Annotated in this window: 10 protein-coding genes; 8 read left to right on the top strand and 2 right to left on the bottom strand. The window is 60.9% G+C overall.

Annotated features, from left to right (window positions below; genetic code table 11):
- Positions 1–103: 103 nt before the first annotated feature.
- Positions 104–550, bottom strand: a complete 447-nt coding sequence (locus ACCD02_RS30820; protein ID WP_413310193.1) for a response regulator — start codon at positions 548–550, stop codon at positions 104–106.
- Between the two features lie 128 nt (positions 551–678).
- On the opposite strand from ACCD02_RS30820, the gene ACCD02_RS30815 reads away from it, so the two are divergent.
- The 8 genes from ACCD02_RS30815 (at position 679) to ACCD02_RS30780 (ending at position 9,822) form a co-directional block, all read left to right on the top strand.
- On the top strand, positions 679–2,613 hold the full coding sequence (locus ACCD02_RS30815) for a putative nucleotidyltransferase substrate binding domain-containing protein (protein ID WP_413310191.1): 1,935 nt from the start codon (positions 679–681) through the stop codon (positions 2,611–2,613).
- Positions 2,610–3,323 carry a PolC-type DNA polymerase III gene (locus tag ACCD02_RS30810; RefSeq protein WP_413310189.1) on the top strand — a complete coding sequence of 238 codons (714 nt, stop codon included), beginning with the start codon at positions 2,610–2,612 and terminating at the stop codon, positions 3,321–3,323. The genes ACCD02_RS30815 and ACCD02_RS30810 overlap by 4 nt, the downstream gene beginning before the upstream one ends.
- 258 nt (positions 3,324–3,581) lie before the next feature.
- Positions 3,582–4,100 carry an RNA polymerase sigma factor gene (locus ACCD02_RS30805; RefSeq protein WP_413310186.1) on the top strand — a complete coding sequence of 173 codons (519 nt, stop codon included), beginning with the start codon at positions 3,582–3,584 and terminating at the stop codon, positions 4,098–4,100.
- Positions 4,097–5,098: a FecR domain-containing protein gene (locus ACCD02_RS30800; RefSeq protein WP_413310183.1), complete on the top strand. Its 1,002-nt coding sequence runs from the start codon at positions 4,097–4,099 to the stop codon at positions 5,096–5,098. Before ACCD02_RS30805 ends, ACCD02_RS30800 begins: the two co-directional genes overlap by 4 nt.
- A 247-nt stretch (positions 5,099–5,345) precedes the next feature.
- Positions 5,346–7,784 (top strand): TonB-dependent siderophore receptor, encoded by a 2,439-nt coding sequence (locus ACCD02_RS30795; protein WP_413310181.1) that lies wholly within the window; start codon positions 5,346–5,348, stop codon positions 7,782–7,784.
- A 64-nt stretch (positions 7,785–7,848) separates the two neighbouring features.
- On the top strand, positions 7,849–8,949 hold the full coding sequence (locus ACCD02_RS30790; protein WP_413310178.1) for a PepSY-associated TM helix domain-containing protein: 1,101 nt from the start codon (positions 7,849–7,851) through the stop codon (positions 8,947–8,949).
- Positions 8,946–9,128 (top strand): hypothetical protein, encoded by a 183-nt coding sequence (locus ACCD02_RS30785; protein ID WP_413310175.1) that lies wholly within the window; start codon positions 8,946–8,948, stop codon positions 9,126–9,128. The genes ACCD02_RS30790 and ACCD02_RS30785 overlap by 4 nt, the downstream gene beginning before the upstream one ends.
- A gap of 79 nt (positions 9,129–9,207) precedes the next feature.
- Positions 9,208–9,822: a glutathione S-transferase family protein gene (locus ACCD02_RS30780; RefSeq protein WP_413310232.1), complete on the top strand. Its 615-nt coding sequence runs from the start codon at positions 9,208–9,210 to the stop codon at positions 9,820–9,822.
- 446 nt (positions 9,823–10,268) lie between these two features.
- On the opposite strand, the gene creD is transcribed toward ACCD02_RS30780, so the two are convergent.
- On the bottom strand, positions 10,269–11,648 hold the full coding sequence (gene creD, locus ACCD02_RS30775; protein WP_413310172.1) for a cell envelope integrity protein CreD: 1,380 nt from the start codon (positions 11,646–11,648) through the stop codon (positions 10,269–10,271).
- Positions 11,649–11,897 lie beyond the last annotated feature (249 nt).

Raw genomic sequence — 11,897 nt, 5'->3', positions numbered from 1 at the left:
GGCCGGTACATCCACCGCATCTTCAGCGACTTGAATATCGCTTTCGCGAATAAATTCGCTCCCACAGGATTCTCTTCAGCACGTTGCCCCCCACGATTTCCAGCTACACCATCCCCAATTCCCGCTTGACCAGCTTCAATAACTGCTTGGTATTGATCGGCTTGAGCAGGAAGTCCACCACGCTCAGGTGCATGGCATCGATGGCGTCGCGCACGCTGGCGTCACCGGAAACGATGATGATCGGCAGCTCGGCGCGATTGGACTCGCGAACCTGACGGATCAAGTCCAGGCCGCTACAGGGCACCATGCGCAGGTCGGTAATCAGAAGCGCAATGGATTCCCGCGCCTGGAGCAGATGCAAGGCGCTGTTACCGCCAGCGGCGGTCAGGCAACTGATATCGTTGAGGCTGAGGATTTCGGCCAGCACCTCGCGCGCTTCCCTGTCATCGTCGACGATCAGCACCCGTTGTGGTGAGTCGGGCATCGGGGCCAGCATGACTTCGTTGAGGGCTTCGCGCTCTTCGTCGCTCAAAATATCGTAGTCGGACATAGACATCTCTTCATTCCCTGCAATCAACGACATGTTTGTGCCGTGGTCAGTACTAAGACTTACGTCCAATGGGCACCGTTGTGCAAGCGGTCGACCATTGATTACAAATAAAAAGCGCGGTACAGGTCATGAGCAAAGCGGACGCTTTCACCCAGGCAGGCAAGACAGCAGTGTTGCAGAACATTCATGGGACGATGCAGTTTCTGCAAAAGTTTCCGCCGTTCAACCTGATGGAGAACGCTCACCTCGCCTATCTGGTCGAGCAATGCCAGCTGCGTTTTTACGCTGCCGATGAGAGCATCATCAAGCCTGGCGATGGGCCAGTAGAGCACTTTTACATCGTCAAGCAGGGCCGCGTGGTCGGTGAACGCCCCCATACAGCCAAGGGTGGCACTGAAACCACCTTTGAAATCACCACCGGGGAATGCTTCCCCCTCGCCGCGCTGCTGGGTGAGCGCGCCACCCGCACCGAGCACCTGGCGGCTGAAGACACCTTCTGTCTGCAACTGAATAAACCGGCATTCATCAAACTGTTCGGCCTGTCCAACACCTTCCGCGACTTCGCCTTGCGTGGGGTCAGCAGTTTGCTCGATCAGGTCAATCAGCAAGTCCAGCAGCGCGCAGTGGAAACCCTCGGCACCCAGTATTCGCTGAATACCCGTCTCGGCGAACTGGCCATGCGCCACCCCGTGATGTGCAGTCCGGAAACGCCGTTGCGCGAAGCCGTCAGGATGATGCATGAGCATCAGGTGGGCAGCATCGTCATCGTCGACGAGCAGCAGGCGCCGCTGGGGATCTTCACCCTGCGCGACCTGCGTGAGGCGGTAGCCGACATCAACGCGGACTTCGGCCTGCCGATCCAGCAGCGGATGATCCAGGCGCCCTTCCACCTCAGCCCCGAGGCCAGTGCCTTCGACGCTGCGATTGCAATGACCGGTCGGCATATCGCCCACGTCTGTCTGGTCAAGGATGGACGTCTGTGCGGTGTGGTCTCCGAGCGTGATCTGTTCTCGCTGCAACGGGTCGATCTGGTGCACCTGGCCCGAACCATCCGCAATGCCTCGCGCATTGAACAATTGGTCAATCTGCGCGGCGATATCGTGCAGCTTGTAGACCGCATGCTCGCCCACGGCGCGTCGTCGACCCAGATCACCCAGATCATCACCCTGCTCAATGACCACACCGTCTGCCGCGTCATCGAACTGACCCTGGAAGAGAAAGGCGACCCCGGCGTGCCATTCAGCTGGCTGTGCTTCGGCAGTGAAGGGCGTCGCGAGCAGACCCTGCACACCGATCAGGACAATGGCATCCTTTTCGAAGCCAAGGACGCCGCAGAAGCCGCTCAGATTCGCGGCCTGTTGCTGCCCATCGCCGAGCGCATCAATCAGGGCCTGGCCCAGTGCGGCTTCACCCTATGCAAGGGCAATATCATGGCGGGCAACCCGGAGCTGTGCCTGTCGCGGCTGGAATGGGCGCGGCGCTTCAGTGCGTTCATTCGCGAGGCGACACCGGAGAACCTGCTGGCTTCGAGCATCTATTTCGATCTGCGGGTGGTCTGGGGCGACGAAAGCGGCGGGCAGCAACTGCGTCGCAGCATTCTCGATCAGGTGGCTGACAACCGTCTGTTCCAGCGCATGCTGGCGGAAAACGCCCTGCGCCAGCGCCCGCCCGTGGGCCGTTTCAAGGATTTCGTACTGACCGGCAAAGGCAGCGACAAGGACACCCTGGACCTCAAGACCGCCGGGCTTACCCCCTTCGTCGATGGCGCGCGGCTGCTGGCCCTGGCCAACGGTATCGAGGCCAACAACACGCTGGAACGCTTGCGTCAGCTGGTTGAACGCGAAGTGATCGACCCGCTGGACGGCGCCGCTTACGAAGAGGCCTATCACTTCATTCAACAGACCCGCATGCAACAGCACCAATTGCAGAGTCGGCAGAACCTGCCGTGGTCCAACCGGGTCGACCCGGACAGCCTCAATCATCTGGACCGACGCATCCTGCGCGAGTCTTTCCGCCAGGCCCAACGCCTGCAAACCAGCCTGACCCTGCGCTATCAACTATGAATCTGTTCGACTGGCTACGCCCCAAGGCCAAGACCACGCCCTTGAACTCCGAGCAGGAGCGGCGCCTGGGCCAACTGCAACCCTTCACGCCGCTGGGAGAACACAGCCTGCGCCAGCAGCGCTGGGTGGTCGTGGACCTGGAAACCACCGGTCTGAACATGAGCCGTGATCAGGTGCTGTCCATCGGTGCCGTGGTTATCGAAGACGGCGCCATCGACCTGAGCCAGCAATTCGAGCAGACCCTGCTGCGGGTCGCTCACAAGCCCGGCCCCGCCGTGCTGATCCATGGCCTGGGCCCCAGCGCGATTGCCGCAGGCAACGAACCGGCCGAAGCGCTGCTGGACTTCATGGAGTTCGTCGGCGACAGCCCGCTGCTGGCCTTCCATGCGCCATTCGACCAGCACATGCTGAATCGCGCCCTGAAAGACAGCCTCGGCTATCGCCTGCAACACGTCTTTCTCGATGTCGCCGAGATCGCACCGATGCTCTGCCCCCAGGCCAACTTCCGCCAGGCCGGGCTGGATGAATGGACCGCGTTCTTCGGTCTGCAGGCCGAAGAGCGCCACCATGCCAGCGCCGACGCCATGGTCACCGCCGAACTGTCACTGATCCTGTTCAGCCACGCCCGCCGCCAACAGATCGATAGCCCCGCGCGGTTGGAGCAGTGCCTGGGGCAGTGGCGGCGCCGCAAGCAATCGCATTCTTTTTAAGCCCCCCTGCCTATCTGTAGGAGCGAGGCTTGCCCGCGAAGAGGCCAGCACATCCGATAGATATTTTCGTCACGGACGACGTCTTCGCGGCGGTACGGCGATCCGGCAAGCCTCGCTCCCACAGGATTGCGTTCGTTGCGTGGCACATTTCGACGACTGGAGCGCAATAGATAATCACTACCAATTGCCAGCATCCATCGGCTCTGACACAATCGCGAATAATTCTCGTTAAATGATGTTACATCCTCGGGGCTCTTCGTGTCGTCAGTGCAAAGTTCTCAACGCGAGCTGGTAGGGACGCTGTATCGCGACCACCGTGGCTGGTTGCTGACCTGGCTGCGACGCAATGTGGCGTGCCCGCAACGCGCCGAAGACTTGAGCCAGGACACCTTCGTGCGTCTGTTGGGCCGTGCAGAACTCAACGAACCGCGCGAGCCCCGCGCCTTTCTCGTCGCTATCGCCAAGGGCCTGTTGTTCGATTACTTCCGACGTGCCGCCCTTGAACAGGCGTACCTGAACGAGCTGGCGCTGCTCCCCGAGGCTGAGCAGCCAGGACTGGAAGAGCAGCACCAGATTCTCGAAGACCTCAAGGAAATCGACCGCCTGCTGGGCAAGCTATCGAGCAAGTCCCGTGCGGCCTTCCTCTACAATCGCCTCGATGGCTTGAGCCACGGCGAAATCGCCGAGCGCCTGGGAGTTTCCGTGCCCCGCGTGCGCCAGTATCTGGCCCAGGGCATGCGCCAATGCTATATCGCCCTCTACGGCGAGCCGGCATGACCACCTTCAAAACTCATCCCGTCTCATCCAAAGTCCTGGATGCCGCCATTGCCTGGCAGTTGTGCCTGGATGGCGACAATGGCAGCGCTACCGAGCGCGAAGAGTTCAATCGATGGCTCAGTGCCAGCGAAGAACACAGCCGCGCATGGCGGCAACTGGGCCTGCTTGATCAACGCTTTGCCATTGGCGCCGGCCCCGCACGTAGAGCCTTGCAGCACGGTGACGAAAACGCCCGGCGCAAAGTGCGCACGCTGCGCAGCAGTTTCTTCGGCTTGCTGCTGGTCTGTGGTCTGGGCCTGCTGCTGAGCACTACCCGTTATCTGCCGGTGGATTACTGGCTTGCCGACCAGCGCACCGCCACCGGCGAGCAGCGCAGCGTGCGCTTGGCCGATGACACCCTGGTACGTCTCAACACCCACAGCGCCATCGATGTGCGTTTCGATGGCAAAGAGCGGCGGGTCATCCTGCAAGACGGTGAAATATTCGTCGAAACCGGCAGCCATAATGATCCGCGCCCGTTTATCGTCGAGACCCGCGATGGCCGCATGCATGCCTTGGGTACGCGCTTTCTGGTCAAGCGCGAGGATGACGATACCCTGCTGAGCGTGCTGCAGTCGGCTGTGGCCGCCCATCCCCAGGCCAGCGAGCAGGAGCAGATCGTTCGTGAGGGCCAGCAAATCCGCCTGAGCAGCACCGGCCTTGGCCCGACGCTGGCCCTCAAGCCCGGCGCCGATGCCTGGACCCGGGGCATGCTGGTGGTAGATAACGCGCGCCTGGGCGACCTGATCACCGAGCTGGACCGCTACCGCATCGGGCACCTGGGCGTGGCACCTGACGTGGCTGAGCTGCGCATCACCGGCAGCTTCCCGCTGAACAACTCCGACCTGGCCCTCAAGGCCCTGATCCCGACGCTGCCGGTACAGATCGAACAGCACACGCCGTGGTGGGTGACGGTGGTTGCTCAGGAGCAGAAAGCACCCGCTACCGGGAAACTGTGATGCGCCAAGGAAGGAGTTGGGCAATTCAATTCGAATTGTGGGGGCAGATTCATCCGCGAAGGGGCCAGTACACCCGACGCGTATTCACTGCCTGAAACACCGTCTTCGCGAATGAATCCGCTGCCATTGTTCGCGCTCGAACAGCTTTATAAATCTAAATCGAAATAATTTTCGATCAGCTCTATCACTTTTCCGTTCTCGTTCGGCACACAGACATTGAGTACCGTTTCCCTCCAGGAGCCCCCTAATGTCCCGCGCGCTTGAAACCTTGTTGCGTCCCAGCCTGTTGGCTGTTGCCATTGCCCTGACCACTCCCCTTGCCAGCCTGTCGACCCAGGCCGCCGAGCAGGCTTCCAGTGTGCGGGCCTATAACCTGCCGGGCGGCTCGCTGTCCACGACCCTGAACCAGATCGCCAGCCAGGCCGGTATCGCCCTGGCCGTCGCCCCATCCCTGGTCGCCGGACGCACCTCGGCGCCAGTACAGGGCCAGTTCGACGCCACCGGGGCCCTGCGCCAGGCGTTGCGCGGCAGCGGTCTGCAACTGGTGCAGAGCAGCGCGGGCAGCTTCAGCTTGATGGCCGCGCCGGAAGGCACCGTGGCCCTGCCGGAGACCACCATCCAGGGTCAATCGACCGCTGCCGAAAGTGCCTGGGGCCCGGTGGAAGGTTATGTCGCCAGTCGCACTGCCGCCGGTACCAAAACCGATACCGCCCTGGCCGAAGTGCCTCGCTCGATCTCGGTAGCCACACGCGAACAGATGAAAGATCGCGCCGTACAGAACCTCGACGACGCCGTGCGCTACATGCCGGGCGTCACTGCCAGCAGCTACGGCAGCGACAGCCGCGCCGAGTGGCTGAAAGTGCGTGGCTTCGAACCGACCCAGTTCCTCGACGGCCTGCCACTGCCCAAAGGCGCCTACGTGATGCCGAAAATGGAAACCTGGGACCTGGAGCGCGTCGCCCTGCTGCGCGGCCCGGCGTCTTCGGTCTATGGCCAGACCCCGCCCGGCGGCATGCTGGACATGGTCAGCCGGCGTCCCGAAGCCACGGCCAGCCATGAAATCCAGGCGCAGATCGGCAGCTACCAGCGCAAGCAGATCAGCTTCGACAGCACCGGCCCCATCGATGATGAAGGTCGTTTCGAATACCGCGTCAGCGGCGTAGTCCGTGACAGCGGCACCAGCGTCGAGCACATCGACGACAAGCGCTACAACCTGGCTCCCAGTCTGACCTGGAACATCGACCCGGACACCAAGCTGACCTTCCTCAGCCAGTTCAACCGCGACGATACCGGCATCACCAGCCAGTTCCTGCCGCTGGAGGGCACCAAGCTGTCGACGCCTGCCGGTGAAGTGAAGTATCACAAGAACCTGGGCGATCCGAAGTGGGAGTTCTACGACAAGACCTATTACGCACTGGGTTATGCCTTTGAGCACCGCTTCAATGATGTCTGGCAGTTCAAGCAGAACCTGCGCTACACCAAGAGCGATCTGTCGTTCCAGGGCATCACTGCGGGCGGCTATTACGGCTCGGTCAGTGCTGACGGCACCGTGGCCCGTGGCGCCAACGTGGTCAACGAAGACATCAGTCAGTTCGCCGTGGACAATAACCTGCAGGCCGACTTCAACACCGGCATCGTCCGCCACACCCTGTTGCTGGGCCTGGATTACCAGCGCATCAACCACAACTACAAGTGGCAGTACGGCAACGCGCCGACCAGCAATATCATCAACCCGATCTACGGCCAGGACTTCAGCAAGGTCTCGTACACTGCGTATCAGGACTACAACCAGAAGACCGACGACACCGGCCTCTATGTTCAGGACCAGATGGCTCTGGACAACTGGCGTCTGACCCTTGGCGGCCGTCAGGACCTGCTGAAAACCGATTCGACCTTCTACAACATGAGCGACGCCCACGATAAGCGCACCGACAGCCACTTCAGCGGCAACGCGGCGCTGAGCTATGTGTTCGACTCCGGCTTCACTCCTTACATTTCCTACGCCGAATCGTTCCAGGCAGAACAGGGCGGCGCCGACGGCAAGGCTTTCCAGCCTGGCACCGGCAAGCAGTACGAACTGGGCCTGAAGTACCAGCCACCGGGCAGCGACATCCTGTTCACCGCAGCGGTCTACGACCTGACCCGCGAGAACATCGTCCTCTCTGACAGCCTCGGCAACACCCGCCCGTTGGGTGAAGCCAAGGTTCGCGGCCTGGAACTGGAAGCGGTTGGCAACGTGACCGACAACCTCAAGCTGACGGCGTCCTACACCAACGCCAACACCAAGATGACCAAGGTCGGCAACCCGCTGGACAAGAACCGTCCACTGCCGCTGACCCCGGAAAACCAGGCGTCGGTCTGGGCTGACTACACCTTCCACAATGGTCCATTGGCAGGTTTCGGCATGGGGCTGGGCGTGCGGTATATCGGCGAGACCGATAACATCGCCATCGGCAGCCTGGGCTTTGTCCGTGACAAATCCGACGGCCATACCAACGACTACACCCTGTGGGACGGTGCCGTGCACTATGACCTGAGCTACCTGAACCCATCGCTCAAGGGCGTCAGCGTGGCAGTCAACGCCAACAATCTGTTCGACAAGGAATATCTGTCCACCTGTGACGGCTTCTACTGCTACTACGGCGATCGCCGTAACGTCATGGCCAGCGTCGACTACAAGTGGTAAGAAACAACGAGTCAATCCAAAGGCCGCTGAGTGATCAGCGGCCTTTGGCATTCTGGAAAACGCCATGAAAAGCCAGACTATCCGACGCTGGTCCGCGATTCACACCTGGACCAGCCTGATCTGCACCCTGTTTTTGCTGATGCTGGCACTGACCGGCCTGCCGTTGATCTTTCATCATCAGATCGACCACCTGCTGGGTAACGCGCCAGAGTTCAAGGCCATGCCCGCCGATGCTCCACGCCTGAACCTGGACCAACTGATCAAGGCTGCCGAGGCACACCGGCCCGGCGACGCCATGCAGTATTTCGCCTGGGAGGAAGACGAACCCAATGGCGTCATGGCCATTATGGCGGCAACCCCAGGCACCGAGCCCAACTCGTCCCATACCTTCATGCTCGATGCCCGCACCGGCGAAGCCCTGGAAATGCCTTCAGCCAATGGCGGCTTCATGATGGTCATGCTGCGCCTGCATGTGGACATGTATGCCGGGCTGCCGGGCAAGCTACTGCTGGCCTTTATGGGGCTGATGTTTATCCTGGCCATTGTCTCCGGGGTCGTGCTTTACGCGCCATTCATGCGCCGCCTGCCCTTCGCCACGGTGCGCCCGGAAAAATCCACGCGCATCCGCTGGCTCGACCTGCACAACCTGATCGGCGTCGTCACCCTGAGCTGGGCCCTGGTTGTGGGCCTGACCGGCGTGATCAACGCCTGCGCCGACCTGCTGATCACCTCGTGGCGCAACGACAGCCTGGCTGCGATGATCGCCCCCTATCGCGACGCCCCGCCCCTGACCCAACGGGCGCCAGCCGCTGAGCTGCTGAACCTCGCCAGCGCGGCAGCACCGGGCATGCAGGCGGACTTTATCGCCTTCCCCGGGACCATGCTGTCCAGCGAGCATCACTATGCAGTGTTCATGAAAGGTGCCAGCCAGCTCACCTCGCACCTGCTGACGCCGGTATTGATCGACGCCAGCAATCTGCAGCTGACAGCCGTGGTCGAGCGCCCGTGGTACATGGACGCGTTGGGCCTGTCCCAGCCGTTGCATTTCGGTGACTACGGCGGCCTGACGATGCAGATCCTCTGGGCCGCGCTGGATGTGCTGACCATTCTGGTGCTGGGCAGCGGCCTGTACCTGTGGTGGGTGCGGCGGCGGGTGAAAGCATGAAGAACTCAACCTTCTGGAAAGTCTTCGCCGCCCCCACCGCCATTGCCGTGCTGACCCTGGCCGGGCTGTTCGCCGCCCTGCTCGGTGATGGCGCCTGGGATTCGCTGTCGTGGCTGGCCATGGGTATTTCCACGGTGGTGAGCCTGAAGGGTTTGCTCACGCGCAAAAAGCTGTCGTAACTGGAGATTGCAGACGAGCGGTGCCCTGACTAGTCTATGGGCCTGTTCGACTCCAGGAGGCCCCATGATCAATACCGACATGACGTTGCACTTCAACGCGGCTTCACCCTTTGCCCGCAAGGTATTGGTCCTGCTCCACGAGACCGGGCAACTGGACAAGGTGATCCTGCTGCCGACGCCGGTCACCCCGGTCAATCCCGTGGAGGACCTCAATCAGGACAACCCCGCCGGCAAGATCCCGGCCCTGCGCCTGGCCGACGGCAATGTCATCCATGACAGCCGGGTCATCCTCGACTACCTGGACCACCATCACAACGGCAGCCCGCTGATCCCCCGATCCGGCCCGGCACGCTGGCGGCGCCTGACCCTGGCCTCCCTGGCCGATGCCGTACTCGACGCCGCCGTACTGATCCGCTACGAGACCTTCCTGCGCCCCGCAGACAAACACTGGGATCTTTGGCTGGACAACCAGCATGAAAAGATCCACCGCACCCTGGCCTACTTCGAGGCCGAAGCCATCACCGAACTCGGCGCCCATTTCGACGTGGCCGCCATCGGTGTGGCCTGTGCCCTGGGCTACCTGGACTTTCGCCAGCCCGACCTCGGCTGGCGCAGCAGCTACCCGCGCCTGGCCAACTGGTATGCCGAAGTCAGCCAGCGCCCGTCGATGTGGGCGACACAGCCACCGGTTTGATCTACCCGCGAAACCGGAATTTTGGGAGCGGGTGCTGTGGGAGATTCCATGTTTGCTGTAAAGCCAGAGCAGCCCCTTCGCGAATGAATCCGCTCCCGCAGATCCGACGATATGCACAGCGCTACTGTGGGAGCGGATTCATCCGCGAAAGCTTTATTTCGGACGCCGCCAATGTGTTGGATGTATTGGCCCCTTCGCGGATGAATCCGCTCCCACACGACCGACGATATGCACGCGCTACTGTGGAATTCATCCGCGAAGGCGTTATGCCAGACGACAGAAATACGCTTGATGCAATGGCCTCTTCGCGAATGAATTCGCTCCCACTGAATTCGCTCCCACACTCGCTTGCAGCGAATTCACCCGCGCAGAACACTGGAAACAACCCGGCGATATCCGCAACCAACCGCGTAGCCATATCCTGATCCTCCCGCGTCCCCAGCCACCTACTCATGGACGGCCTCCTCGATCTTGAATTCCACGGGCTTGGCCGGTTTGGCCAGGGCCACGCCGTACCAGTCGAGTTTGCGGGTCATAATCATGAACACGCCGAGCAGGCCGAACAGCAACAGCGAGCCCATCAGCAGCGCATAGTCTTCGGCACGCAGCAGGCCGTAGAGCAAGGCATACAGCGCCGCCAGCCCGGCCGTGAAACCCAGGCCGTGCTGTACGCTACGTAGTACATGGCAGATGTAGAAGCCGATCAGCGCCAGACAGGCACCGGCCGACAACAGATAAGCCAGGGCAAAGCCCAGATGCTCGGACATCGACAGTAGCAGCAGATAGAAAAATGCCAGGGCAACGCCGACCAGGGCGTATTGGATCGGGTGAACCGCCATGTTCTTCATCACTTCGAACAGGAAGAAACCGGCGAAGGTCAGGCCAATGAACAGCAGCGCATATTTGATCGCCCGTTCGCTTTTCAGGTACTGGTCCACGGGCTCGATAAAGCTGACGCCAAAACTGCGGTTGCTCAACTCCGCGCAAGGGGCGGCCTCATGGCAGCGGCTCAGCGCTTCTTCAAGATTGGTAGAGAAGAACGAGGTCTGCCAGTTGGCGCTGAAACCCGTGTCGGTGATCTCCCGGCGGGTTGGCAGATAGCTGCCGATAAAGCTCGGATGCGGCCAGTCAGCGTTCAGCACCACCTCGCTCGATTTACCCACAGGCGTGACCTTGAGTTGCCCGGTGCCTTGCAGAATGAGGTCGAAAGCGAAATTCAGTTGAGTCGCCCGACTGCCGTCGATGGCTGGCAGGTTGGCGCTTACACCCTCGCCCAACCACTCCAGACGCGAGCCCGGGACAAAATCCACTTCCTGATTGTTGAGCTTCAACTTCAGACCGTTTTCGATACCGCGAATATCGCTGATGCCAACCGACAGGTACGGCTGGTCGAACTGATAGCTGTCGAAATCCTCGCTGATACCCAAGTGTTCCGGCACCTGAAAATTCCCCTCGATCGTATTGTCGGCGTGGAACAGCCGGGCTTCGTAAATGCCCCGTGAGCGCAACTCGGTATGCACGGTGCCATTGAGCTTGAATGTGTCCGGCAGAAAGTACAAAAAACCCCGCTCCTGAACGGTCTCCTGATAGCGCTCGTTGGTTTGTGCGTTGGTTTTCCACAGGTTCAGTGTCTTGCGATAAGGCACCACCAATAGCGGCCCGCTCAGTTGCTGGCTGTAACTGGAGCTGCGGGCTATGTCTTCCAGCACCCCGTCACGTCGGCCCTGGCGATCACCGATCATGCCGTCGATCATCATCAAGGGCACCAGCAATAGAATGATCAGGAGCGCGATCATTCCCAGTTTTATAGTCAGACTGCGATTCATGGGACTCTCCCTGTTTTTGATAGGCAGAGTCTGCGAGGGCTGTGTGGGTGCTTTATGGGGGGAATGTGGGGATTGTGTGGGGATTTGCCGCACGGACCAGGGTAGGAGCAACTTGATCGCGCGGCGTCGTACCTGGCATCGACCTGGATGACGTTGTTGGTCTGATCTTTACTGTGGGACCGGCTTCAGCCGGGAAGGCGGCGGTGACTTCAATGACCTATTCCCGGCGAAAACCCCCACTCAATATCA

It is taken from the genome of Pseudomonas sp. Pseusp88, assembly GCF_047303955.1.
Taxonomy (GTDB): Bacteria; Pseudomonadota; Gammaproteobacteria; order Pseudomonadales; family Pseudomonadaceae; genus Aquipseudomonas.
The sequence above is the reverse complement of the archived record's forward strand: the minus strand, read 5'-3'. Positions and strand labels throughout refer to the sequence as shown.